General features: G+C 73.5%; 23 protein-coding genes. 13 read left to right on the forward strand and 10 right to left on the reverse strand.

Annotated features, from left to right (window positions below):
• Positions 1-16 precede the first annotated feature (16 nt).
• From AC6EH9_RS06245 to AC6EH9_RS06260, 4 genes are all read left to right on the forward strand, one after another.
• Positions 17-832 (forward strand): tryptophan 2,3-dioxygenase, encoded by an 816-nt coding sequence (locus AC6EH9_RS06245; protein WP_498421631.1) that lies wholly within the window; start codon positions 17-19, stop codon positions 830-832.
• Positions 833-900: 68 nt separating this feature from the next.
• Complete coding sequence (locus AC6EH9_RS06250; RefSeq protein ID WP_498421632.1) at positions 901-5,823, forward strand: NAD-glutamate dehydrogenase; 4,923 nt, start codon at positions 901-903, stop codon at positions 5,821-5,823.
• Positions 5,824-5,853: 30 nt separating this feature from the next.
• Positions 5,854-6,369, forward strand: a complete 516-nt coding sequence (locus tag AC6EH9_RS06255; protein ID WP_498421633.1) for a DUF2238 domain-containing protein — start codon at positions 5,854-5,856, stop codon at positions 6,367-6,369.
• Entirely contained in the window at positions 6,366-7,151 is a 786-nt protein-coding gene (locus AC6EH9_RS06260) for a glycosyltransferase family 2 protein (RefSeq protein ID WP_498421634.1), read from the forward strand. The genes AC6EH9_RS06255 and AC6EH9_RS06260 overlap by 4 nt, the downstream gene beginning before the upstream one ends.
• Here AC6EH9_RS06260 and AC6EH9_RS06265 read toward each other — a convergent pair.
• Genes AC6EH9_RS06265 through idi form a run of 7 tightly spaced genes read right to left on the reverse strand, consistent with a single transcriptional unit; the run spans position 7,114 to position 12,810 of the window.
• Positions 7,114-8,019 carry a prenyltransferase gene (locus AC6EH9_RS06265; RefSeq protein WP_498421635.1) on the reverse strand — a complete coding sequence of 302 codons (906 nt, stop codon included), beginning with the start codon at positions 8,017-8,019 and terminating at the stop codon, positions 7,114-7,116. The genes AC6EH9_RS06260 and AC6EH9_RS06265 overlap by 38 nt on opposite strands.
• Positions 8,016-8,321 carry a lycopene cyclase domain-containing protein gene (locus tag AC6EH9_RS06270; RefSeq protein WP_498421636.1) on the reverse strand — a complete coding sequence of 102 codons (306 nt, stop codon included), beginning with the start codon at positions 8,319-8,321 and terminating at the stop codon, positions 8,016-8,018. The genes AC6EH9_RS06265 and AC6EH9_RS06270 overlap by 4 nt, the downstream gene beginning before the upstream one ends.
• Entirely contained in the window at positions 8,318-8,677 is a 360-nt protein-coding gene (locus AC6EH9_RS06275; RefSeq protein ID WP_498421637.1) for a lycopene cyclase domain-containing protein, read from the reverse strand. Before AC6EH9_RS06275 ends, AC6EH9_RS06270 begins: the two co-directional genes overlap by 4 nt.
• Positions 8,674-10,257 (reverse strand): phytoene desaturase family protein, encoded by a 1,584-nt coding sequence (crtI, locus tag AC6EH9_RS06280; protein WP_498421638.1) that lies wholly within the window; start codon positions 10,255-10,257, stop codon positions 8,674-8,676. Before crtI ends, AC6EH9_RS06275 begins: the two co-directional genes overlap by 4 nt.
• Positions 10,254-11,168: a phytoene/squalene synthase family protein gene (locus AC6EH9_RS06285; protein ID WP_498421639.1), complete on the reverse strand. Its 915-nt coding sequence runs from the start codon at positions 11,166-11,168 to the stop codon at positions 10,254-10,256. The genes crtI and AC6EH9_RS06285 overlap by 4 nt, the downstream gene beginning before the upstream one ends.
• Positions 11,165-12,268 (reverse strand): polyprenyl synthetase family protein, encoded by a 1,104-nt coding sequence (locus AC6EH9_RS06290; RefSeq protein WP_498421640.1) that lies wholly within the window; start codon positions 12,266-12,268, stop codon positions 11,165-11,167. The genes AC6EH9_RS06285 and AC6EH9_RS06290 overlap by 4 nt, the downstream gene beginning before the upstream one ends.
• Positions 12,241-12,810 carry an isopentenyl-diphosphate Delta-isomerase gene (gene idi / locus AC6EH9_RS06295; protein WP_498421641.1) on the reverse strand — a complete coding sequence of 190 codons (570 nt, stop codon included), beginning with the start codon at positions 12,808-12,810 and terminating at the stop codon, positions 12,241-12,243. Before idi ends, AC6EH9_RS06290 begins: the two co-directional genes overlap by 28 nt.
• 86 nt (positions 12,811-12,896) lie before the next feature.
• On the opposite strand from idi, the gene AC6EH9_RS06300 reads away from it, so the two are divergent.
• From AC6EH9_RS06300 to AC6EH9_RS06315, 4 genes are read left to right on the forward strand one after another with little or no spacing between them, the layout of a single operon-like run.
• The gene (locus AC6EH9_RS06300; RefSeq protein WP_498421642.1) at positions 12,897-13,418 is read left to right on the forward strand and encodes a MarR family winged helix-turn-helix transcriptional regulator; all 522 of its coding nucleotides are present in this window, start codon (positions 12,897-12,899) and stop codon (positions 13,416-13,418) included.
• Positions 13,419-13,427: 9 nt separating this feature from the next.
• On the forward strand, positions 13,428-14,849 hold the full coding sequence (locus AC6EH9_RS06305; RefSeq protein WP_498421643.1) for an amidase: 1,422 nt from the start codon (positions 13,428-13,430) through the stop codon (positions 14,847-14,849).
• Complete coding sequence (locus AC6EH9_RS06310) at positions 14,846-15,763, forward strand: ABC transporter ATP-binding protein (RefSeq protein WP_498421644.1); 918 nt, start codon at positions 14,846-14,848, stop codon at positions 15,761-15,763. The genes AC6EH9_RS06305 and AC6EH9_RS06310 overlap by 4 nt, the downstream gene beginning before the upstream one ends.
• Positions 15,760-16,827, forward strand: coding sequence for an ABC transporter permease (locus AC6EH9_RS06315; RefSeq protein WP_498421645.1), 1,068 nt, complete (start codon positions 15,760-15,762; stop codon positions 16,825-16,827). The genes AC6EH9_RS06310 and AC6EH9_RS06315 overlap by 4 nt, the downstream gene beginning before the upstream one ends.
• 64 nt (positions 16,828-16,891) lie before the next feature.
• Here the strand turns inward: AC6EH9_RS06315 and ku are convergent, their stop codons facing one another.
• Positions 16,892-17,821, reverse strand: a complete 930-nt coding sequence (ku, locus tag AC6EH9_RS06320) for a non-homologous end joining protein Ku (protein WP_498421646.1) — start codon at positions 17,819-17,821, stop codon at positions 16,892-16,894.
• Between the two features lie 121 nt (positions 17,822-17,942).
• Between ku and ligD (AC6EH9_RS06325) the strand changes: the two genes are divergently transcribed.
• From ligD (AC6EH9_RS06325) to AC6EH9_RS06345, 5 genes are all read left to right on the forward strand, one after another.
• Positions 17,943-18,881, forward strand: coding sequence for a non-homologous end-joining DNA ligase (gene ligD / locus AC6EH9_RS06325; protein ID WP_498421647.1), 939 nt, complete (start codon positions 17,943-17,945; stop codon positions 18,879-18,881).
• Positions 18,878-19,786, forward strand: a complete 909-nt coding sequence (ligD, locus tag AC6EH9_RS06330; protein WP_498421648.1) for a non-homologous end-joining DNA ligase — start codon at positions 18,878-18,880, stop codon at positions 19,784-19,786. Before ligD (AC6EH9_RS06325) ends, ligD (AC6EH9_RS06330) begins: the two co-directional genes overlap by 4 nt.
• A 70-nt stretch (positions 19,787-19,856) precedes the next feature.
• Complete coding sequence (locus tag AC6EH9_RS06335) at positions 19,857-20,552, forward strand: response regulator transcription factor (RefSeq protein WP_498421649.1); 696 nt, start codon at positions 19,857-19,859, stop codon at positions 20,550-20,552.
• 40 nt (positions 20,553-20,592) lie between these two features.
• Positions 20,593-21,384 (forward strand): HAD-IIA family hydrolase, encoded by a 792-nt coding sequence (locus AC6EH9_RS06340; protein ID WP_498421650.1) that lies wholly within the window; start codon positions 20,593-20,595, stop codon positions 21,382-21,384.
• A 59-nt stretch (positions 21,385-21,443) separates the two neighbouring features.
• Entirely contained in the window at positions 21,444-22,079 is a 636-nt protein-coding gene (locus tag AC6EH9_RS06345) for a DUF2238 domain-containing protein (protein WP_498421651.1), read from the forward strand.
• Here the strand turns inward: AC6EH9_RS06345 and AC6EH9_RS06350 are convergent.
• Both AC6EH9_RS06350 and AC6EH9_RS06355 read right to left on the reverse strand, forming a co-directional pair.
• Positions 22,076-23,011, reverse strand: a complete 936-nt coding sequence (locus AC6EH9_RS06350) for a GGDEF domain-containing response regulator (protein ID WP_498421652.1) — start codon at positions 23,009-23,011, stop codon at positions 22,076-22,078. The genes AC6EH9_RS06345 and AC6EH9_RS06350 overlap by 4 nt on opposite strands.
• A 104-nt stretch (positions 23,012-23,115) precedes the next feature.
• On the reverse strand, positions 23,116-23,568 hold the full coding sequence (locus AC6EH9_RS06355; RefSeq protein ID WP_498421653.1) for a MarR family winged helix-turn-helix transcriptional regulator: 453 nt from the start codon (positions 23,566-23,568) through the stop codon (positions 23,116-23,118).
• Positions 23,569-23,638: the final 70 nt, after the last annotated feature.

Below are 23,638 nucleotides of genomic sequence, written 5' to 3' on the forward strand. Positions count from 1 at the left end.
GGGTTACGGTCGGTGGATGACCACCGAGGAACGGTCCCGCCGGCACGACAGCGACGTCTCCTTCGGCGAGCAGGGCGCCCAGCTCACCTACGGCAGCTACCTTCGCCTGCCGCAGCTGCTGGACTGCCAGCACCTGGAGTCCGAGCCGCCCGCCCACGACGAGCTGCTCTTCATCACCGTCCACCAGGTCTACGAGCTGTGGTTCCAGCAGCTGCTGCACGAGCTGGACGCCGCCCGCGCCGCGCTGGTCCGCGGCGAGCTGTGGTGGGCCCAGCACCTGCTCGCCCGGGTGCACGTGATCGAGCGGACGCTGATCGGGCAGATCGACGTGCTGGAGACGATGACGCCGCAGGACTTCCTCGAGTTCCGCCAGCGCCTCGCCCCGGCCAGCGGCTTCCAGTCGGTGCAGTTCCGCGAGCTGGAGTTCCTCTCCGGGGCCGGCGATCGCGGCTACCTCGAGCGGTTCCGCGCGATCACCGACGAGGAGCGGGCCCGCCTCGAGCGCAGGCTGGCCGAGCCGACGCTGTGGGACGTCTTCGTCGAGGTGCTCGCCGCGCACGGGCTGGACGTCGACGACGACGCGGAGGTGCTGTCCGCGCTGCACACGATCGCCCACGACCGCGCGGCGTACGCCGAGCTGTGGGCGCTCGCCGAGGCCCTGCTGCAGCACGACGAGCTCGCCGCCGCCTGGCGCGCCCGGCACGTGGTGATGGTGGAGCGGATGATCGGCGACCGGTCGGGCACCGGCGGCTCCAGCGGCGCCGGGTACCTGCGCTCGCGCCTGGATCTGCGCTACTTCCCGCTGCTGTGGCAGGCCCGCTCCGGGCTCTGAGCGGCCCCTGGGCCGGCCGCCACCGGGCGGTGTTGTCCCGCTCACGGCGGCGTCCTAGGGTCGGGTACGTGCCCATCACCCTCGAGGACGACAAGGCAGAGCTGCTCCGGAGGGCCACCGACCTGGCCCTGGAGGACACCAGGCCCGGCGGCCCACCGCGCGAGGACGTGGCGGCGCTGTTGCGCAGCTACTACCGCCACGTGGCGCCGGAGGACGTCTGCGATCGCGAGGACGTCGACCTGTACGGCGCGCTGGCCTCGCAGTACCGGCTCGCCGCGGACCGGCCCCAGGGCACCGCCCGGGTCCGGGTAATCACCCCGACCGCGGCCGAGCACGGCTGGACGGCGTGCGGGCACTCGGTCGTCGAGGTGGTCACCGACGACATGCCCTTCCTGGTCGACTCGCTGACGATGGCGCTGGCCGGGCAGGACCGCGGCGTGCACGTGGTCGTGCACCCCCAGTTCGAGGTGACCCGCGACGTGGCCGGCGCCCTGCGCTCGGTCACCCCCGCCGAGGAGGGCGTGGTGCCCGGCGGCCGGGAGGACCCCAGCCGCAAGGGCCCGGTCCCCGGCGGCGAGTCGCTGCGCGAGTCGTGGATGCACATCGAGATCGACCGGCTGGGCGAGGACGAGGACGTCGCCGCGCTGGAGGCCCAGCTGCAGAGCGTGCTGCGCGACGTGCGCGAGTCGGTCGAGGACTGGGACAAGATGCGGGCCCGGGCCCTGCAGATCGTGGCCGACGTCGAGCAGTCGCCCCCGGCGCTGCCCGCCGACGAGCTGGAGCAGAGCCTCGGCCTGCTGCGCTGGCTGGCCGAGGAGCACTTCACGTTCCTGGGCTTCCGCGAGTACGACCTGGTCCGCGACGGCGAGGACGACGTGCTGCACGCCGTACCCGGCTCCGGGCTCGGCATCCTGCGCGCGGACCCGGACCTGAGCGACACCACGCCGCTGCCTGCGGAGGTCGCCAAGCGGGCCCGCGAGAAGACGCTGCTGGTGCTGTCCAAGGCCAACTCGCGCGCCACCGTGCACCGGCCCGTCCACCTCGACTACGTGGGCGTCAAGCGCTTCGACGCCTCCGGTGAGGTGGTCGGCGAGCACCGCTTCCTGGGCCTGTTCTCCAGCGCCGCCTACACCGAGTCGCTGACCCGCATCCCGCTGCTGCGCGAGAAGGCGCTCGACGTGCTGCGCCGGGTGGGCTTCGACCCCCGCAGCCACGCGGGCAAGACCCTGCTCTACACGTTGGAGAACTACCCCCGCGACGAGCTCTTCCAGGCCCCGGTCGAGGAGCTGGCCCCGATCGCCGAGGCGGTGATGTACACCCGCGAGCGCCGCCAGCTGCGGGTCTTCGTGCGCCGCGACACCTACGGCCGCTACCTCTCGGTGCTCATCTACCTGCCGCGCGACCGCTACAACACCGGCGTCCGGGAGAAGTTCGCGGCGATCCTCACCGAGCACCTGGGCGGGGACAACATCGAGTTCAACGCGCGCGTCGCGGAGTCCTCGCTGGCCCGCGTCCACTTCGTGGTGCGGCCCCCCGAGGGCCAGCTGATCGCGGACGCCGACATCGAGGACCTCGAGCGGGCCCTGGCAGAGGCGGCGCGCTCGTGGCGCGACGACTTCATGGCGGCCGTCGTCGCCGAGTACGGCGAGACGCTGGGCGCCCGGCTGGGGCGCCGCTACGCCGGCTCCTTCCCCGAGGCCTACAAGGAGGACTTCAGCCCCCGGGTGGGCGCCAGCGACGTCGGCCGTCTCGAGGAGCTCGCCGCTCGGGCGGGCGACGAGGGCCTGGACCTGATGCTCTACCGCCCCGAGGGTGCCGGGCCGCGGGAGGGCCGGCTCAAGGTGTTCCGCACCGGCTCGCCGCTCTCGCTCTCGCAGATCCTGCCGATGCTGTCCTCGATGGGCGTGGAGGTCGTCGCCGAGCGGCCCTACGCGCTCGAGGGGCTGGACAAGCCGGTCCACGTCTACGATTTCGGCCTGCGCTACGCCGCCGAGCCGCGCCCGGGCTCGGCCGAGCTCTTCGAGGAGACCCTGCTCGCGATCCGCGACCGCGCCGCCGAGATCGACGGGTTCAACCAGCTGGTGCTCGCCGCCGAGCTGAGCTGGCGCCAGGTGACGGTGCTGCGCGCCTACGCCAAGTACATGAAGCAGGGCGGCACGCCGTTCGCGCTCTCCTCCATCCAGAACGCGCTGGTCGCCAACGTCGACATCACCCGTCTGCTGGTGCGCCTCTTCGAGGCGCGCTTCGACCCCGGTCTCGCCGGCGCCGGCGCGGACGACGAGGCGCGCCACGCCCTGATGGCGGAGGTGGAGCACCGCATCGAGCAGGCGCTCGACGACGTGGCCAGCCTGGACCACGACCGGATCCTGCGCTCCTACCTGGTGCACATCCGCAGCACCCTGCGCACGAACTTCTACCAGCAGCGCAGCACCGGCGGGTGGCACCGCTACCTCTCCCTCAAGCTCGACCCCACCGAGATCCCCGACCTGCCCCAGCCGCGGCCGCGCTTCGAGATCTTCGTGCACTCCCCGCGCGTCGAGGGCGTCCACCTGCGCTTCGGGCCGGTGGCGCGCGGCGGCCTGCGCTGGTCGGACCGGCGCGACGACTTCCGCACCGAGGTGCTCGGGCTGGTCAAGGCGCAGATGGTGAAGAACACCGTGATCGTGCCGGTCGGCGCCAAGGGCGGCTTCTACTGCAAGGACCTGCCCGACGCCGGCGACCGCGACGCGTGGATGGCCGAGGGGATCGCCTGCTACCGCACGTTCATCTCCGGCCTGCTCGACATCACCGACAACCTCGTCGAGGGGCGCACGGTGCGCCCCAGCGACGTGGTCTGCCACGACGGCGACGACGCCTACCTGGTGGTGGCGGCGGACAAGGGCACCGCGACGTTCTCCGACATCGCCAACGAGGTCGCCGCCCAGTACGGCTTCTGGCTGGGCGACGCGTTCGCCTCCGGCGGCTCGGTCGGCTACGACCACAAGGCGATGGGGATCACCGCTCGCGGCGCGTGGGTCTCGGTGCGCCGACACTTCCGCGAGATGGGCATCGACTGCCAGCGCGAGGACATTACGGTGGCCGGCATCGGCGACATGTCCGGCGACGTGTTCGGCAACGGGATGCTGTGCTCGGAGCACATCCGCCTGGTCGCGGCCTTCGACCACCGCGACATCTTCCTCGACCCCGCTCCCGACGCGAAGACGTCGTACGCCGAGCGCCGGCGGCTCTTCGAGCAGCCCCGGTCGAGCTGGCGCGACTACGACCCCGAGCTGATCTCCGAGGGCGGCGGGGTGCACAGCCGCACCGCCAAGTCGATCCGGATCACCCCGCAGGTCCGCGACGCGCTCGACCTCGACGACTCCGTGGTCAAGCTGACCCCCGCTGAGCTGATCCGCGCGATCCTGCTGGCGCCGGTCGACCTGCTGTGGAACGGCGGCATCGGCACCTACGTCAAGGCCTCCACCGAGAGCCACGCGGACGCCGGGGACAAGGCCAACGACGCGATCCGCGTCGACGGGGGACAGCTGCGCGCGCGCTGCGTGGGCGAGGGCGGCAACCTCGGCCTGACCCAGCGCGGCCGCATCGAGTACGCCGTCGGCGGCGCGGACGGGCGCGGCGGCCGGATCAACACCGACTTCATCGACAACTCCGCGGGCGTGGACACCTCCGACCACGAGGTCAACATCAAGATCCTGCTGGACCGGGTGGTGACGGCCGGTGAGCTGAGCGGCCCGGAGCGCGACACGCTGCTGGCCTCGATGACCGACCAGGTCGCCGAGCTGGTGCTGCGCGACAACTACGAGCAGAACCTGGCGCTGTCCAACGCCGCCAGCCTGGCCGCGCCGCTGCTGCACGTGCACGAGGACTGGATCAAGCGTCTCGAGCGCGAGGGGATCATCGACCGGGACCTGGAGGGGCTGCCCTCCCGCTCGGAGGTGCGCCGCCGCCTCGAGGCCGGCGAGGGGCTCAGCGTCCCGGAGCTCTCGGTGCTGCTGGCCTGGACCAAGATCGTGCTGGCCGACCAGCTGCTCGCCTCCGACCTGCCCGACGACCCGTTCCTGCGCGCCGACCTGTACTGCTACTTCCCCGAGAAGATGCGCCACGCCTACCGCGAGCAGATGGACCAGCACCCGCTGCGCCGCGAGATCGTGGTGACCCAGGTGGTCAACGACCTCGTCAACGGAGCGGGGATGACCTTCTGGCCCCGGCTGGAGGGCGAGACCGGGGCCGGCCCCGCGGAGCTGACCCGCGCGAACTTCGTGGCGCGCGAGATCTTCGGCTCGCTGGCCATGCGCGACGAGCTGGCCTCCTACGACAACGTGCTGGACGCGCAGGTCCAGACGCACATGCGCCTGGAGATGCGCACGCTGGTGGAGCGCGCCTCGCGCTGGCTGGTCGACAACCGGCGCCCGCCGATGGACTCCGAGGCGGTGGTGGACTTCTTCGACGTCACCGTGCAGCAGGTGATGGCGCAGCTGCCCGAGCTGCTCACCGGCCACGAGGCCCAGGCGTTCACCACGCGCCGCGACGCGCTGGTCGAGCGCGGCGTGCCCGAGGACCTGGCCACCCGCGTCGCGGTGCTGCCCCCGGCGTACATGCTGCTGGGGATCGTCGAGACGGCGACCCGCGAGGAGCTGGACCCGCTGGAGGTGACCCGGGTGCACTTCGCGGTGGGGGAGCGGCTCGGCCTGCCGCCGCTGGTCGGGCGGATCCTGGCGCTGCCGCGGGGCGACCGGTGGCAGACGATGGCCCGCGCCGCGCTGCGCGACGACCTGCACGCCGTGCACGCCCAGCTCACCGCGCAGGTGCTCGCCTCCACCCCGGCCGGCGGGGCACCCGAGGAGCGGGTCGCGGCCTGGGACGTCCCCGGCAGCGTCCACGTCGAGCGCGCGGCCGCGACGCTGGAGGAGATCTGTGCCGACGACGGGGCCGACCTGGCCCGGCTCTCGGTCGGGCTGCGGGTGGTGCGGGGCCTGCTCGCGCACGGGTAGCGGTGTGAGCCGGCTGGCTAGGGTCGAGGCGTGAACCGCCCGCTCCTCGCCTGCGACCTGCTGCGGGGGGCGACCGCGCTCAGCGTCGTGGTGGCGGCTCTGGAGTACGGCGCGGTGCCCGCCGCGCTGTTCTTCCTGGTCCTCGGCGGGGCGATGGTGCCGCGGGCGCTCGGCGCCCCGTGGCCGCTGGACCTGTCCTACGTCGCCGCGCTGCTGCTGGCCGGGTGGGCGGCGGTGCTCGACCTCTACCGCAGCGTGCCCGGCCTCGACCTCGTCGTGCACGCGGTGGCGACCGGGCTGGTGGCGCTGATGGTGCACCTGCTGCTGGTGCGGGTGGGCCCGCGCGCGGGCCTCGGCGGTGAGCCCGGCTCGGCGTTCCTGGCCGTCGGCCTCGCGCTGGTCCTCGCGGTGCTCTGGGAGGCGGGGGAGTGGTGGGGACACCTGACCCTCGACGACCGGATCCAGGTGGGGGTCCGCGACACCCTCGGTGACCTGGGGGCCGGCGCGCTCGGGGCCGTGGGCGCGCTGTGGGTGGCGCGGCGATGAGCCGGCCCAGCGTGTCGGTGGTGATCCCGGTCCGTGACGACGCCGAGGCCCTGGCGCACTGCCTGGCCGCGCTGGCCCGCCAGCGGGTCGCGCCGCTGGAGATCGTGGTGGTGGACAACGCTTCCAGCGACGACAGCGCCGCCGTCGCCGCGGCGTACGGCGCGCGGGTGGTGCGCGAGCCGGTGCGCGGCATCCCGCCGGCCGCCGCCACCGGCTACGACGCCGCCCGCGGTGACGTGATCGCGCGCTGCGACGCCGACTCGCTGCCCGGCCCGGACTGGGTGCGGCGGATCGCCGACACGATGGCGCGCGACCCCGGCCTCGACGCGGTCACCGGCACCGGGTTCTTCCACGACGTCGCGCCCGCGTGGCGCTGGCTGCTCGAGCTCGGCTACCTCGGCTCCTACTACCTGTTCACCCACCTGGCGCTGGGCCACACCCCGATGTGGGGCTCCAGCATGGCGCTGCGCCGGGCGACCTGGGAGCAGGTGCGCTCCGACGTGCACCGCGACGACCCCGAGGTCCACGACGACATGGACCTGGCCTTCGTGCTGGGGCCCACGCGGCGGATCCGCTTCGACGCGCGGCTGCGGGTCGGCGTCTCCGGGCGCTCGCTGGTCGGACGCGTCCAGCGCCGGCGCCGGCTGGAGCGCGCGCGCCGCACGCTGGCCGCCAACTGGGCCGTCGCCCCGCCGTGGGTCCGCTGGCAGCGACGCCTGGAGCGGGCGGCTGCGTCGAGGAGTATCAGTCGAGCAGGGCGGCGAAGAGAAAGAGCTGGGTGAGCAGGAACCCGCTCAGGTAGTTGAGCCACAGGAACCGCCGCCAGCCGGCGTTGGCCCGCTCACAGTCGTCGTCGGCCAGGCCCAGGTACGGCGCCACGTTGGCCAGGTAGGGCAGCGCCAGCACCGCGCTGAGCAGCCACGGCCAGCCGGTGCTCAGCAGCAGCGCCGCCGCCGCGAGGTACGCCGCGGCGGCCAGCCGCACGGTCCGGGCCGCGCCGAGCACCGTGGCGATCGAGGCGATGCCGGCGCCGCGATCGGCCTCGATGTCCTGCACCGCGCCGAAGGCGTGCGAGGCCATCCCCCACCCGAAGAAGCCGGCCAGCGCCGCGAACGCGGTCCAGCTCAGCGGCGCCCCGGCCAGCGCCAGCCCGTAGACCGCGGGGCTGACGAAGTGGGTGCTGGAGGTCAGCGAGTCGAGGAACGGGCGCTCCTTGAAGCGCAGCACCGGGGCCGAGTAGGCGATCACCGCGAAGACGCTGAGCGCGAGCACCAGGTTCGCGCCCACCGAGCCGATCGCGACCAGCACGAGGAGGAACGGGAGGTTGAGCCCGGCGGCCAGCCACAGCGTCAGCCGGTGCACCCGGCGGTCGAGGACCACGCCCTCCACGCCGCCCTTGCGGGGGTTGCGCAGGTCGGACTCGTAGTCGAAGACGTCGTTCACGCCGTACATCAGCAGGTTGTAGGGGACCAGGAACCAGATCGTGCCGAGCACCAGCGCCAGGTCGGGCCCGCCCCCGTCGAGCCCGCCGGCCAGCAGGTACGCCGCGGCGAAGGGGTAGGCGGTGTTGACCCAGCTCAGTGGGCGGGAGGCGCCGACGACCTGGCCCAGCAGCCGGGCCGGGCTGCGCTCGGTGAGGTCCGCGCTCATCGCCGGCTCCCGCCGAGCAGCAGCCACAGCGCCGGCAGCCCGGCGACCACCGCGACCGGCCAGGCGAAGTCCTCGATCGGCGCCAGCCCGACGTGCAGGCCCGAGATCTGCGCGTCGGAGTAGCGGAACAGGTCCAGGCCGATCATCAGGTTGTCGAAGACGCCGGTGAGCACCAGCAGCACGACGGCGGTGGCGCCCATCGCCGCCCACCAGGCGCGCCCCGGTCGGCAGCGCAGCGCCGCGGCGAGCAGGACGAGCAGGCTGGCGGCCACGAAGAGCGCGGAGAGCGCGAGGTAGGTCATCGGGGCTGCACCGCCCGATGGACGCCGGCCCGAGGCCGGCTGCGGGCGGTGAGCAGGCGCAGGGCGCCGGTGTGCACGACCATCGTGTGGTAGCACAGGAAGACGATGAAGAAGAGCTCCTCCAGGGGCAGCTCGGGGGCCAGCTCGAGGCCGGTCATCGCCGCGGACTCCCCGCGACGGTAGATCTCCAGGCCGATCGCCAGCAGGTCCCAGAGCAGGAACGCGACGGTGCCCGCGCCGAGCACCAGCAGGGCCGGCCCGGGCCGGGCGAACAGGAAGAGCCGCCAGCGCCGGTCGATCAGCCCCATGCAGAAGGTCGCCCCCACGATCGCGAGCAGGTAGAGCCACTCGGTCATCGCCGGGCTCCCGCCGGGGCCGCCGGGCCGGTCGAGCGGTCCCCGCGCAGCCGCTTGAGGACGAGCTCGGCGCTGATCAGGCACATCGGCAGGCCGATGCCGGGGATGGTGCTGGAGCCGGCGTAGTAGAGGCCGTCGACGCGCTTGGAGACGTTGCCGGCGCGCAGGAACGCGCTCTGGCGCAGCACGTGGCCGGGGCCCAGCGCGCCGCCGGACCAGGCGTTGAGGTCGGCGGCGAAGTCGCCGGGACCGAGCGTGCGGCGCACCTCGATGCGCTGGGCCAGGTCGGGGATCCCCGCCCAGTCGGCCACCTGCGCGATCGCCGCGTCGGCGACCTTCTCCACCGCGGGGTCGCCCGCCCCGTCCACCCCGCCGCGGCCCAGGGTGACGTCGGCGGGCACCGGCACCAGCACGAACAGGTTCTCGCTGCCGGGTGGCGCCACGCTCGGGTCGGTGGCCGAGGGGCGGCACACGTAGGTCGAGGCGGGGTCGGGCACCCGCGACGGCGAGCCGAAGATGTCGGCGAAGTTGCGCGCCCAGTCCGTGGTGAAGAACAGCGAGTGATGCTCGAGCTCGGGCAGCTCGCCGCGGACCCCGAGGTAGGCGAGCACCGCGCCCGGGCCCGGGTCGCGCCGGTCCCACCACGACTGCGGGTAGGTCTGCAGGGCCCGCGGCAGCAGCCGGGTCTCGACGTGGTGCAGGTCGGCGGCGGCGACGACCACGTCGGCGGGCAGCCGGTGCTCGACGCCGTCCGCGCCGGTGTGCACCACGCCGGTGACGCGCGCGCGGCGCCGCCCGGGCCGGGTGGTGATCGCGGTGACCTCCGCTGAGGTGTGGATCCGCACGCCGTGCGCGCGGGCCAGCCCGGCGATCGCGTCGATGAGCCGGCTGAACCCGCCCTGGGGGTAGTGCACGCCGTCGGCGAGGTCCATCCAGCTCATCAGGTGGTACAGGCTCGGCGTCCGGTCGGGGGAGGAGCCGAGGAACACGGCCGGGTAGCCGAGGATCTGGCGCAGCCGCGGGTCCTCGACGTACGACGCGACGTGGGCCTGCAGGGAGCGGGTGAGCAGGCGGGCCAGGCGCGGCCCGCGGCGCAGGATGTCGGGGTGCAGCAGCGAGGTGGGCGACTCGAAGCTGGTGTAGAGGAAGCGGCGCACCGCCATCTCGTAGGCCTCGCGCGCCGAGGTCAGGTAGTCGCGCAGGCGCTGCCCGGCGCCGGGCTCGAGGGACTCGAAGAGCGCGACGTTGGCCTCCGCGGTGGCGCCGATCAGCACCGGCTCCCCGCCGGACTCGAAGCGGACCTGGTAGCCCGGGTCGAGGCGGACCAGGTCGAGCTGCTCGGCCGCGGAGGTGCCCATCAGCGCGAAGAAGTGGTCGAACACCTCCGGCATCAGGTACCAGGAGGGGCCGGTGTCGAAGCGGTACCCGCCGTGCTCCCAGGACCCGGCCCGGCCGCCGACCTCGTCGCGCTGCTCGAGCAGGTCGACCGACCAGCCGTCGCGGGCCAGCAGCGCGGCGGTGGCCAGCCCGGAGATGCCGGCGCCGACGACCACCGCGGTGCGGGCCGGCGGCGGGCTCACCGGGCGCCTCGCAGCAGCGACGCGGCGACCACCCGCGCCTTGACCGGGTTGGGCACCCGGACCCGCTCGGAGCGGATCCGGGTGGCCGGCAGCCGGCGCATCCGGTGGGAGAGCTCGGCGAAGAGCGCGTGCGCGGCGCCCACCGCGCGACGGCTGCTGTCGGGCAGCTGCGGGATCACCCGGGCGGCCTGCGCGAGGTCGGCGTCGATGTCGTCGAGCAGCGCGTCGCGCTGGGCGTCGGTGAGCCGGGCCGGGTCCAGGCCGGGGAAGTAGCGTCTGCCGAGCGCGTCGTGGTCCTCGGCCAGGTCGCGCAGGAAGTTGACCTTCTGGAACGCCGCGCCGAGGCGCTGCGCGCCGGGGGCCAGGTCGGCGTAGGAGACGCTCGCGGCCGGGTCGGTGACGAAGACCCTCAGGCACATCAGCCCGACCACCTCCGCGGAGCCGTAGACGTAGCGCGCGAAGCTCTCCGGGTCGTGGCGGTCGGTGACCAGGTCGGTGCGCATCGCCTCGAAGAAAGGCGTGACCAGGCCGGGCTCGATCCCGCAGCGCTGGGCGGTGCGGGCGAACGCGTGGACCACGAGGTTGGCGCTGTGGCCGCTGCACATGGCCTGCAGGGTCTCGCGCTCGAGGGCGTCGAGCAGCCGGGCCTGCTGCTCGGCGCTGCCGCCGGGGCGGGGCGCGTCCACGATCTCGTCGGCGACGCGGACCAGCGCGTAGACGTTGCGCACGTGGGTGCGCACCGGCTCGGCGAGCAGCCGTGAGGCCAGGCCGAAGGAGGTGGAGTAGATCCGGATCACCAGCGCGGCGGAGGCGTCCGCGGCGGCGTCGTAGGTGAGGTGGGCGGGCGCGGTCGCGCGGCCGGCGCGGGTCGCGCCCCCGGACGCACGCTCGCGAAGACCCATGACGCTCATGCTGCCCCCTTGACCAGCTCGTCGGACAGAGCGCCGACCCAGCTGGTCAGGTCGGCGACGCCCAGCTCGGCCGCCTGGGCGGCGGCGGCGTCGAGGTAGCCCTGGGCCAGCTGCTCGATGAAGGCGCGCGACCCGCCCGCCTCCAGCGCGCGTCGTACGGCGGCGGCCTGGTGCTCGTCCAGGTCCGGGTCGCCGAGGTGCGGCTGCACTTGCGCCCAGGTGGGCGTGGTCCGGGCGTGCACGATCAGCGGCGTGCGCTTGCCCTCGCGCAGGTCGCCCAGGGCGCTCTTGCCGGTGCGCGACTCCTCGCCGAAGACGCCGAGCAGGTCGTCGAGGAGCTGGAAGGCCACGCCGAGCTGGCGGCCCACCTGGCCGAGCGCCGCGACGGTGTCCGGCGCGGCCCCGGCGAGCACCGCGCCGGCCTGCATCGGCAGCTGGAAGGAGTAGACGGCCGTCTTGTGCTCCTCCATCGTGAGCACCTCGCCCAGCGAGGGCTCGGAGCCGGGCACCGCCGTGGCCGGCAGCTCCAGGCTCATCCGCACGTCGGCGAGCTCGCCGACCGCCGAGACGTGCAGGGCGTGGTCGAACAGGTCGAGCAGGCGCGCGATCACCGCCGGGGGAGCCGAGCAGGTGGCCACCGTCCGCAGGGCGGCGGCCAGGGCCAGGTCACCGGTGAGCACCGCCCCGGCCACGGCGTACCCGCGGGCGGCCCGGGTGTCGGCGCCGCGGGCGTGGGCGGCGGCCAGGAACCGGCCGGGCGCGCTGGGCCGGCCCCGGCGGACGTCGTCGCCGTCGAGGACGTCGTCGTGGATCACGAACGCGGTGTGCAGCAGCTCGAGTGCCGCGCCGACCTCGGCCACCGCGGCCGGTGGGGCGGGCGCGGGGGAGCCGGTCTCGGTGAGCCGGTCGTAGACGGCGCTCAGGAGCGCCGGCCGGAACCTCTTGCCGCCGGCGGTGGCGTCGCCGAGGGCCTGCCACAGGGCGGCGTGGTCCTCGCCCAGGGCGGCACCGCGGGCGGCTCCGGCGGCCAGCACGTCGTCGAGGGCCGCCTGCACGTCCGGCCCGGCGGGTGTCATCTCGAGCCCTCCGCGCTCGGCCACCCGGCTCCCTCGATGCGCGGCAGCTGCTCGAGCAGCCACGGGCTCAGCGCCCACGGGGCGGCCGCCGCGGCGGCGCGCAGCTCGTCGATGCTCACCCAGCGCAGGTCCATCACCTCGTCGGGGTGCGGCCGCGGGGCGTCGGTGCTGCGGGCGGCGTAGACCGGGCAGACCTCGTTCTCGACGATGCCCGAGGCGTCCACCGCGCGGTAGCGGAAGTCGGGGACCAGGCTGACCACGTCGGTGACCTCGACGCCGAGCTCGTGCGCGGCGTAGCGGCGCAGCGCCTCGACGCTGTCCTCGCCCGGGCGCGGGTGGCCGCAGAAGGAGTTGGTCCACACCCCCGGCCAGGCGCGCTTGCCGAGCGCGCGGCGGGTGAGCAGGAGCCGGCCGGCGTCGTCGAAGAGGTAGCAGGAGAACGCCAGGTGCAGCGGGGTGTCGCGGGTGTGCACCTCGGCGCGCGCGGCGGCGCCGAGGGGCCGGCCGTCCTCGTCGAGGAGGACCACCTCGTCGGCCGGGGCCTGTGCCGCGGACGGGCTCGTCATGGGATACCTCGCTCCATCGTGGGGCTCCATCGTGGTCCCGCCGATATTACTAGATAATCTAGTAATACGTAAAGTAAGATATCAAGGTGAGTGACGACGAGGCGCGGATGACCGCGTCCTACGACCCGGGCGTGCGCGAGCTGCTGACCGCGCTGCGCGACTTCACCCGCGCCGACCAGGAGATGCGCCGCCGGCTGAGCGCCGAGATGCGGATGAACCTCACCGACCTGCAGGCGCTGCGCCACGTGATCGACTCCGAGCGCGACGCCGACTGGACGACCCCGCGCGCACTCGCGGCCTACCTGGGCATCTCCACCGCCTCCACCACCAAGCTGCTGGATCGGCTGACCGCCTCGGGGCACCTGGCGCGCTCGGCGCACCCCAGCGACCGCCGCTCGGTGGTGGTCACCTCCACCCCGCACGCGCGCGCCGAGGTGCGTGAGCGGCTGGGCGCGATGCACGAGCGGATGCGGGTGATCGCCGAGGCTGTCCCGCTCGAGGCGCGCGACGCGGTGGTGGCGTTCCTGCAGGCGATGGCGCACGAGGTGGCCCAGGCCGGCACCCCCGACCCGCTGCTTTCGGCTCCTCCGGGGCCCGCTGCTGACTAGGCTGCGGCCATGTCGCTGCCGTCGTCCCCGCCGTCATCGCCCACCGCGCCCTGTGCCGGGGTAGCCGAGCAGGCGCGCAGTGTCCGCGACGCGGAGGTCTCCGCGCGCGAGCTGGTGGAGGCCTCGCTGGCGCGCATCACCGCGCTCGACTCACGGCTCAACGCGTTCAGCGTGGTGCTGGCCGAGGCCGCGCGCGCCGAGGCCGATGACCGCGACGCCGCGCTGGCGGCCGGCGCCGAGCCCGGCCCGCTGCACGGCGTGCCGATCGCGGTCAAGGAGGAGACCGACGTCGCCGGCTGCGTCACGACGTACGGCGGGCGCGGCAACAGCACCGCCGCCGCCGGGGACTCCGAGGTGGTGCGCCGGCTGCGTGCGGCCGGCGCCGTCATCGTCGGCAAGACCACGATGCCCGAGTTCGGGGCCTGGCCGTTCACCGAGTCGGTGGCCCAGGGCATCACCCGCAACCCCTGGGATCCGACCCGCACGCCCGGCGGCTCCAGTGGCGGCTCGGCGGTGGCGGTGGCCACCGGCATGGTCGCGGCGGCGATCGGCGGAGACGGGGGCGGCTCGATCCGCATCCCCAGCGCGTCGTGCGGCCTCTTCGGTCTCAAGCCGCAGCGGGGCCGGGTCTCCGCGGCGCCGATGCGTCACCTGTGGTGGGCGCTGGGCACCATCGGCCCGCTGACCCGCAGCGTCGGGGACTCCGCGCTGCTCTACGACGTGCTGAGCGGCAGCCTGGGCAGCGACCTCTACCGCGCCGGCGCGGCGCCCTCCTTCGCCGCGGCGGCGGACCGCGACCCCGGTCGGCTGCGGATCGGCTGGTCGGTGCAGCCGGTGACCCGCGGGGTGCGCCCGGACCCGGTGCACGTGCGGGCGGTCGAGGAGACCGCGGCGCTGCTGAGCGAGCTGGGCCACGACGTCTCGCGGATCGACCCGGGCTACCCGGACCCGACCGCGGCGTTCGTGCCGCAGTTCTTCGCCGGCATCCGGGCCGAGGCCGACGAGGTGGAGCACTTCGAGCGGCTCGAGCGGCGCACCCGGCAGACCTGCCGGCTCGGCAGCTGGGTGCGCCCGGCGGTGCTGAACCGGGCGCTGGGCGAGACCGAGCGCATCTCGCGGCGCGCCAACCGGGTCTTCGGGCGCGTCGACGTGCTGCTCACCCCGACCACCGCGCACCGGCCGCGCCCGGTCGGGGTGCTGGACGGGGTCGGCACGGTGCGCGCCGCGCTGCGGGCGATGCCCTCGATCGCCTACGCCGCGCTGTGGAACGTCGCGGGCAACCCCGCCGCGTCGGTGCCCGCGGGGATGGCGCCGGACGGGATGCCCACCGCCGTGCAGCTGGTCGGGCGCACCGACGACGAGGCCACGCTGTTCAGCCTCAGCGCGCAGCTGGAGCGGGCCCGGCCCTGGGCGCAGCGGTGGCCGCTGTGAGCCCTGCGGCCGGCACCGCGGCGATCGAGGTGAGCGGCCTGACCAAGGTCTACGGCACCACCCGTGCCGTCGACGACGTCACCTTCACCGTGGGCGCGGGGGAGTTCTTCGGGATCCTCGGGCCCAACGGTGCGGGCAAGACCACGGCCCTGGAGATGATCGAGGGCCTGCGTCGTCCCGACGCGGGCGAGATCCGCGTGCTGGGGCGGAGCCCCTGGCCACGCGACCCCGCCCTGCTCCCGCGCATCGGCGTCCAGCTCCAGGCGTCGTCGTTCTTCGAGCGGCTGAGCGCGCGCGAGCAGATCCGCACCTTCGCCGCGCTCTACGACGTGCCCGCCGCTGCCGCGGACCAGTGGCTCGAGCGGGTCGGGCTCGGTGACAAGGCCGACGCCCGCGTGGAGGACCTGTCCGGTGGCCAGGCCCAGCGGCTGTCGATCGCCTGCGCCCTGGTCCACGACCCCGAGCTGGTCTTCCTCGACGAGCCCACCGCGGCCCTGGACCCGCAGGCGCGGCGCAACCTGTGGGATCTGCTCTCGGGGCTCAACGACTCCGGGCGCACCGTGGTGCTGACCACGCACTACATGGACGAGGCCGAGGTGCTCTGCGACCGGGTCGCGGTGATGGACCACGGGCGGCTGCTGCGCCTGGACTCGCCCGCCGCGCTGGTGCGCGCCCTCGACGCCCCCACCCGGATCACGGTGGCCCCCGGCCAGCTCTCGGCCGAGGAGGCCGCCGCCCTGCCCGCGGTCAGCGCGGTCAGCGACGATCCGGACGGGGTCGTGCTCACCACGCGCGAGCCGGCGATGGTGCTGAGCACACTCGCCGGGACCGGGCGGCTGGCCGGCGTCCGGGTCACCTCCGGCACGCTCGAGGACGTCTTCCTCGACCTCACCGGACGGGAGTACCGCGCGTGAGCCTCCGCGCGTTCACCAGCCTGTCCGCCGCTATCACCAAGGGGTTCTTCCGCGACCGGGGCTCGGTGTTCTTCGCGATCGTCTTCCCGCTGATGTTCCTGGTGCTGTTCGGGGGCGTGCTGGCCAACCCCGGCCAGTCGCGCATCGACCTGATCCAGGTCGGCGACGTGCCGCTGCTGGACGGGTTCGACGAGAGGACCCGCGCGTCGTTCGACAGGACCTTCGAGGTGAGCCGGGCCGACGACGCCGAGGCGGCGATCGAGGAGGTCCGCACCGGCGACGCCGACGTGGCCCTGGAGATGGTGGACGGCGACCTGGTCGCGCACTACACCGAGACCGACCAGACGGGCGCCGCGATCACCCGCGGCACCCTGCAGGCCTTCGTGGACGGCGCCAACGTCGCCGCGTCGGGGCGACCCCCGGCGTACACGCTGCGCACCGAGCGGGTCGAGGACGACTCCCTGGAGACCATCCAGTTCGTGACCCCCGGGCTGCTCGGCTGGGCGATCGCGATGAGCGCCAGCTTCGGCGCCGCGGCCACCCTGCAGGGCTGGCGGCAGAGCAAGCTGCTGCGCCGGCTCCAGCTCGCCCCGGTCTCCACGCGCACCGTGGTCGGGGCCCGGATCGCGGTCACCATCGGCATCGCGCTGGTGCAGACGGCGATCTTCCTGGGGCTGGGCGTGCTGGCCTTCGGCCTGCAGCTCACCGGCTCCTGGCCGCTGGTGATCCCGCTGGTCGTGGTCGGCACGCTGTGCTTCATGGCGGTCGGGCTGCTGGCCGGCGCGGTGGCCAAGACCACCGAGGGCGCGGTCAACATGGCCAACTTCCTGGTGCTGCCGATGGCCTTCCTGTCCGGGTCGTTCTTCTCCCTCGACGGGACTCCCGACTGGCTTCAGGCGATCAGCCGGCTGATGCCGCTGCGCCACCTCAACGACGGGATGCTCGACGTGATGGTCCGCGACGAGGGCTGGGCCGCGCTCGGGGTGCCGATGGCCGTGCTGGCCGGCTTCGCGGTCGTCGTCACGCTGCTCGCCGCGCGGCTGTTCCGCTGGGAGAGCGACTGACGCTGCTCACTCAGGGATCGACTGGTCGCGCCGGCCGGGTCGGCGACCACGACCCGGCCCGTCGTCAGCTGGCCTTCTTGGCGGGCGCCTTCTTCGCCGGCGTCTTCTTCGCGGCGCTCTTCTTGGCGGTGCTCTTCTTCGCCGGTGCCCGCTTCGCGGGCGCCTTCTTGGCCGGGGCCTTCTCCTCGGCCTCCTCCTTCTCCTCGGCGGCCGGCTTCTCGCCGCGCGCGGTCTTCGCGGCGTCCACCGAGCGCTGCAGGGCGGCGAGCAGGTCGACCACCTCGCCGGAGGACTTCGTGGAGGTCTCGGTCCGCTTGACCTCGCCGCCCTCGATCTTCGTCTTGACCAGCGCCTCGACCGCCTCGGCGTAGTCGTCCTCGAACTCGCTGGCGTCAAAGTCGCCGGCCAGGGTCTCGACCAGCATGTGCGCCATCTTGACCTCGGAGTCCTTCACCTCGCCGGTGTCGATGCTGAAGTCGGGCGTGCGGACCTCGTCGGGCCACATCATCGTCTGCAGCACGATCACGTCGTCGCGCACCCGCAGCACCGCGACCGTGGTCCGCTGGCGCAGCGCGACGGTCACCACCGCCATCCGGTCGGCGTCCTTGAGCGCCTGGCGCAGCAGCGCATAGGCCTTGGCGCCGGCCTTCTCCGGCTCGAGGTAGTAGGACTTCTCCAGCAGCAGCGGGTCGATCTGCTCGGTCGGCACGAACTTCTCCACCGAGATCTCGCGGCTCGAGGTCGACGGCAGCTCGGCCATGTCCTCGTCGCTGAGGATGACCATCTCGCCGTCCTCGGTCTCGTAGCCCTTGGCGATGTCGGCGTAGGCGACCTCCTCGCCGTCGACCGAGCAGACCCGCTGGTAGCGGATCCGGCCGCCGTCCTTGGCGTGGACCTGCCGGAACGACACGTCGTGGGACTCGGTGGCGGCGTACAGCTTCACCGGCACGCTGACCAGGCCGAAGGAGACCGCGCCCTTCCAGATCGCACGCATCGCTCGAACCTTCCTTGCACTCGAAACTCGGGGGAGTCCAGACCAGTCCGGACCAGTATTGCCCTCTCTACCCCGTGGGCGCTGCCCCCAAGCCTGCGCACCGTGGGTGACAATGCGGTCCATGCGCCCGATGCTCGCCACCCGCGGCTCCCACGTCCCCACCGGCGAGCAGTGGGTGCACGAGGTCAAGTGGGACGGGATGCGGGTGCTGGCCCACCTGGACCCGGCCGGGGAGCGCCCGGTCCGGCTGACCAGCCGCAACGAGAACGACGTCACGGTGTCCTTCCCCGAGCTGGCCGAGCCGCCCGCCGGGCTCGCCGGCCGCGCCGCGCTGCTCGACGGCGAGGTCGTCGCCTTCGCCGACGGCGTGCCGACCTTCGCCGCCCTCGGGGAGCGGATGCACGTGCGCAGCGCCCGGCGCGCCGCGGCGCTGGCGAGCACCAACCCCGTCACGTTCATCGTCTTCGACGTGCTGTCCCTCGACGGCGAGGACCTCACCCGGCGCCCGCTCAGCGAGCGTCGCGAGCTGCTCGAGGGGCTCGGCCTCGGCTCGGCGACCTGGCAGGTGCCGCCGTGGTACGACGACGGGGAGATGCTGATGCGGGCCACCGAGGAGCAGGGCTTGGAGGGAGTGGTCAGCAAGCGGCTGTCCTCGCGCTACGAGCCCGGCGCCCGGAGCAAGGCGTGGCTGAAGTTCCCGCACCGCCGGCGCGCGTCGTACGTCGTGGGCGGCTGGCGCGTCGAGACCGGCTCCGACTCGCGGATCGGGGCAGTGCTGGTGGGGGAGCCGACCGCCGAGGGACTGCTCTTCCGCGGCCGGGTGGGCAGCGGGATCACCGGCCGCACCGGCCCGGTGCTGCTGGAGCAGCTGTCTCCGCTGACCCGGGCTACCAGCCCGTTCGCCGACCCGATCCCGAAGGTCGACGCGCTCGGCACCACCTGGGTGGAGCCCGTGCTGGTGGTCGACGTGGAGGCCCTCGGGCTCGGCGGGCAGGGCCGGCTGCGCCAGCCGTCGTACCGCGGCACCCGCCCCGACCTCGCGCCGGAGGACCTGCGATGAGCGACGTCCACGTCGAGGTCGACGGGCGCCGGCTGAAGATCAGCAACCTCGACAAGGTGCTCTACCCGCGCACCGGCACCACCAAGGGGGAGGTGCTGCACTACTACGCCCAGATCGCGCCGGTGCTGCTGCCGCACCTGGCCGACCGGGCGGTGACCCGGATCCGCTGGCCGCACGGGGTGCAGGACGGCAGCTTCTTCGAGAAGAACGCCCCGGCCGGCACGCCCGGCTGGGTGCGCACGGTGCGGGTGCCGACCACCGGGTCGCGCGCCGCCGCCTCCGGCTCGTCGCGCGGCGCCGAGGAGATCGTGTTCCCGATCGTCGACGACCTGGCCACGCTCACCTGGCTGGTCAACCTGGCCGCCCTCGAGCTGCACGTGCACCAGTGGACGGTGGGACGCAACGGGCGCCCGCGCAACCCCGACCGCCTGGTCATCGACCTCGACCCCGGGGAGCCCGCCGGCCTGCACGAGTGCTGCCAGGTGGCGCTGCGGGTGCGCGAGGAGCTCGCCGAGCGCGGGCTGGAGTGCCGGCCGGTGACCAGCGGCAGCAAGGGTCTGCACCTGTACGCCGACCTGCCGGGGCGCCGGCGCAGCTCGGAGGCCACCAGCGCGCTCGCCAAGGAGGTCGCCGAGGGGCTGCAGGCGCAGCACCCCCAGCTGGTCACCGCGACGATGACCAAGGCCAAGCGGCCCGGCAAGGTCTTCCTGGACTGGTCGCAGAACACCGGCTCGAAGACCACGATCTCGCCGTACTCGCTGCGCGGGCGCGAGCTGCCCACGGTGGCCACACCGGTGACCTGGGCGGAGGTGGAGGCCGGTGCGCAGGACCCGCTCGGCCTGGACCAGTTCCGCTTCGAGGAGGTCCTCGAGCGGGTGGCCGAGCACGGCGACCTGTTCGCCTGAGCCGACCGGTCCGGGAACGGGGCCGTGGGAATGGCGTCCACCTGCCGCCAAGCCACCTATGCTTCCCAGCGTGGACCCGCACGTACTCGTCATCGAGGACTCCGACGACATCGCGATGCCGTTGGTCCGGATGCTCGAGCGCGAGGGCTACGTGGTGTCCTGGACCCAGGACGGTGCCGGTGCGCTGAGCCACCTGGCCACCCAGCGCGTCGACGTCGCGATCCTCGACCTCGGGCTGCCCGACATGGACGGCCTCGAGGTCTGCCAGCGCGCCCGCGACGCCGGCTTCGAGGGCGGGATCATGATCGTCACCGCGCGCGCCGAGGAGCTGGACCGGGTGGTCGGCCTGGACTACGGCGCCGACGACTACCTGGCCAAGCCGTTCAGCGTGGCCGAGCTCCAGGCGCGGGTGCGCGCCCTGCTGCGGCGCAGCGCCCCCCGCCGGGCGGAGCCGGTGCCGGTGACCGACCCGGGCCAGCTGCGCATCGACGTGGCCGCCCGCCGGGTGTTCTCCGGGGGCCGGGAGATCCAGCTCACCACCAAGGAGTTCGACGTCCTGGCGCTGCTGGACGGGACCCGCGACGCGGTGGTGTCGCGCCAGCGGCTGATGGACGAGGTCTGGGACCTGAACTGGTACGGCTCGACGAAGACGCTCGACGTCACCGTGGGCCGGCTGCGCCAGAAGCTGGCCGAGGCGGGGGTGGCGGAGAAGGTCGTCACCGTGCGTGGGGTCGGGTTCCGGCTGGAGACGAGTGCCACAGTCTGAGCCTGTTCTCTCCCCGGCGCAGACGGTTCAAAATAGAAGTATGACGTCACCTCGACCAGTGCAGACCTGGCTCACCGACATGGACGGTGTGCTGGTGCACGAGGACGTCCCGATCCCCGGTGCGCAGGAGTTCATCGAGGCCCTCAAGGCATCGGGCCTGCGCTTCCTGGTCCTCACCAACAACTCGATCTACACCCCGCGCGACCTGCGCGCGCGTCTGCTCGGCAGCGGCATCGACGTCCCCGAGCAGGCGATCTGGACCTCCGCGCTGGCGACCGCGCAGTTCCTCGCCGACCAGCGTCCGCACGGTTCGGCGTACGTCGTGGGGGAGGCGGGCCTGACCACCGCGCTGCACGACGTGGGCTACGTGATGACCGACCGCAACCCCGACTACGTGGTGCTGGGGGAGACCCGGACGTACTCCTTCGAGGCGATCACGCGGGCGATCCGGCTGATCGCCGCCGGCGCGCGGTTCATCGCCACGAACCCCGACCCGAGCGGTCCCAGCCAGAACGGGCCGGTGCCGGCGACCGGCTCGGTCGCCGCGCTGATCAGCACCGCCACCGGCCGGCGGCCCTACTTCATCGGCAAGCCGAACCCGCTGATGATGCGCAGCGCGCTGAACCGGCTCGAGGCGCACTCGGAGACCACGGTGATGATCGGCGACCGGATGGACACCGACATCATCAGCGGTCTAGAGGCCGGGCTGCGCACGGTCCTGGTGACCACCGGCTCCACCCGCCCCGATCAGATCAGCACGTTCCCCTACGCCCCGACCCGGGTCTTCGACTCGGTGGCGGACCTCGTCGACCTGGTGGGGACCGGCGTATGAGCGTCCCATCTGCCCGGCGGCCGCCAATGGAGGAGGAGCACACCCGTAGGGTGGGGCCGGTGTATGACGTCCCGCCCGCTGTCCGTCACCCCGTCCCCAGCGCGATCCAGCACCTGGACGTGGGCGCGAAGGCGATCCTCCTGCTGCTGCTGGTCCTCGCGACGCTGAACCCCGAGCTCGGCAACGTGGAGGGCAAGGCCGCGGGCCTGCGCACGATCGGCTACTCGCTGCTGGCCTTCACGGTGCCGGTGATCTGGTACGTGCGCTGGCGCGAGCGGGCGTCGTTCCCCTGGCTCGCGGACCTGCTGGTGACGCTCACCTGCTTCACCGACACCCTCGGCAACCGGCTCGACCTCTACGACGCCGTGTGGTGGTTCGACGACTGGATGCACTTCATGAACACCGGTCTGCTCGCCGCCGCCGTGCTGATGCTCACCCTGCACCACAGCGCGACGCTGGCCGCCACCATCGAGCGGGCGCTGGCGTTCGGCGTCACGGCTGCGCTGGCCTGGGAGATCGCCGAGTACTTCGCGTTCATCAGCAAGTCCTCCGAACGGGCCGGGGCCTACGCCGACACCCTGGGCGACCTCACCCTCGGCACGATCGGCACGGTCGTCGCGGCCCTCGTCGTGCACGCGCTGTGGCAGCAGGGCCGGCTGCGCACCACCGCCCCGCAGCTGGTCGGCCGGCTCTAGGCGTACTCGACCCGGTTGCGGCCGGCCTCCTTGGCCCGATACAGCGCCTGGTCGGCCGCGCGCAGCATCTCCTCCACGGCGCTCTCGGCCGGCCCACCGTCACCGGTGTCGGCCACCCCGACGCTGGTGGTGACCACGCCCCACGGCGAGTTCAGCTCGTGGCCGATGGCCAGCGCTTCGATCGCCCGGCGCAGCCGCTCGGCCAGGGCCGCGGCGCCGGCGCGGTCCCGGGTGGGCAGGACGACGAGGAACTCCTCGCCGCCGTAGCGGTAGGAGGCGTCACCCACGCGGCACTGCGCGGTGATCGTCGCCGCGACGCGCTGCAGCACCTGGTCCCCGGCCTGGTGGCCGTAGTGGTCGTTGTAGCTCTTGAACCTGTCGATGTCGCAGAGCACCACGCTGCACCCGTCCCCGTAGCGGCGGATCCGGCTGGTCAGCACCTCGAGGTCCTCGCTCAGCCTCAGCCGGTTGCCCAGCGCGGTGAGCGGGTCGGTGCGCGACTGCTCGCGCAGCTGCGCGGTGAGCCGCTCCAGGTCGACGTTCTGCTCGCTGAGCCGGCGGTGCGCGGAGGTGACCCGGTCCGCGCTGCGCAGCCGCGCCTGCAGCTGCCGGGCGTCGAGGGGCTTGGTCATGTAGTCGTCGGCGCCGGCGTCGAGCCCCTGGACCAGGTGGGAGTCGCTGAGGCCGGTGAGGAAGATGAAGTAGGGGTAGGCCGGGTCGCCGCAGTCGCGCACCCGGCGGCACAGCTCGAGGCCGTCCATCTCGGGCATCATCCAGTCGCTGATCACCACGTCGATGCCCGAGGCGTCCTGGAAGAGCTGCCAGGCCTGCTGGCCGTCCTCGGCGAGCAGCACCTCGTGGCCCTCGGTGACCAGGTGGGTGTGCAGGACCAGCCTCGAGACCTCGTCGTCCTCGGCTACCAGAATCCTCACGCCCGCCTCGCTTTCCCCTGCACCCTAAGGGCGCAGCGTCGCTCAGGTGCGAGGTTCCGACGCCTGGATCGCAGTGACCACGCGCGGTGCGGGGTCCAGGGGGCTCAGGCGGAGCGGCGGGCGATCGCCGCGGCGATACCGGCGAGGACCGGCGCCGCGGCGACGCCGTCCGCCAGCAGGTCCTCGGGCACGTCCTCGAGCAGGGCGGCCCAGTAGGCGCTGATCCGCGCCACGCTGTCCGCGGCCAGCGGGGTCGGCACCAGCGCCACCGACCGGGCGTTGCCCGCGACGTGCTCGCGGACGACCAGCCCGCCCGCCTCCAGGGCGCGCACGGCCGTGCTCACGTTGCTGCGGCGCAGGCCGGTGACCTCGGCGATCTCGCTGGGGGTGGAGCGGGGAGCGCGGTGGATCTGGCGGATCACGGCGATCTCGGTGCCGGTCAGCGGGACCACGTCGCGCAGGTCCGGGTGGCGCAGGTCGAGCTGGTGGGCGAGTTCGAGGACGACGTCGGCGAGGTCGGCCAGCTGGGCGCTGGTGGGGGCGCTTCTCGGGGGCACGAGCCCACCCTATCGGCTGTTATGATTATGGAATCATAACTCAGTGATCACCCTGTGCAGAAAGAGGAGA

This window comes from Nocardioides sp. Z21_20, from assembly GCF_059766585.1.

Coding starts and splice junctions, on each gene's coding strand:
- AC6EH9_RS06285 (WP_498421639.1), bottom strand. CDS start 11,168: ATGAGCGTCATGGGTCTTCGCGAGCGTGCGTCCGGGGGCGCGACCCGC.
- AC6EH9_RS06305 (WP_498421643.1), top strand. CDS start 13,428: ATGTCGCTGCCGTCGTCCCCGCCGTCATCGCCCACCGCGCCCTGTGCC.
- ligD (WP_498421647.1), top strand. CDS start 17,943: ATGCGCCCGATGCTCGCCACCCGCGGCTCCCACGTCCCCACCGGCGAG.
- AC6EH9_RS06260 (WP_498421634.1), top strand. CDS start 6,366: ATGAGCCGGCCCAGCGTGTCGGTGGTGATCCCGGTCCGTGACGACGCC.
- AC6EH9_RS06270 (WP_498421636.1), bottom strand. CDS start 8,321: ATGACCTACCTCGCGCTCTCCGCGCTCTTCGTGGCCGCCAGCCTGCTC.
- ligD (WP_498421648.1), top strand. CDS start 18,878: ATGAGCGACGTCCACGTCGAGGTCGACGGGCGCCGGCTGAAGATCAGC.
- ku (WP_498421646.1), bottom strand. CDS start 17,821: ATGCGTGCGATCTGGAAGGGCGCGGTCTCCTTCGGCCTGGTCAGCGTG.
- AC6EH9_RS06340 (WP_498421650.1), top strand. CDS start 20,593: ATGACGTCACCTCGACCAGTGCAGACCTGGCTCACCGACATGGACGGT.
- AC6EH9_RS06245 (WP_498421631.1), top strand. CDS start 17: ATGACCACCGAGGAACGGTCCCGCCGGCACGACAGCGACGTCTCCTTC.
- AC6EH9_RS06265 (WP_498421635.1), bottom strand. CDS start 8,019: ATGAGCGCGGACCTCACCGAGCGCAGCCCGGCCCGGCTGCTGGGCCAG.
- idi (WP_498421641.1), bottom strand. CDS start 12,810: ATGACGAGCCCGTCCGCGGCACAGGCCCCGGCCGACGAGGTGGTCCTC.
- AC6EH9_RS06275 (WP_498421637.1), bottom strand. CDS start 8,677: ATGACCGAGTGGCTCTACCTGCTCGCGATCGTGGGGGCGACCTTCTGC.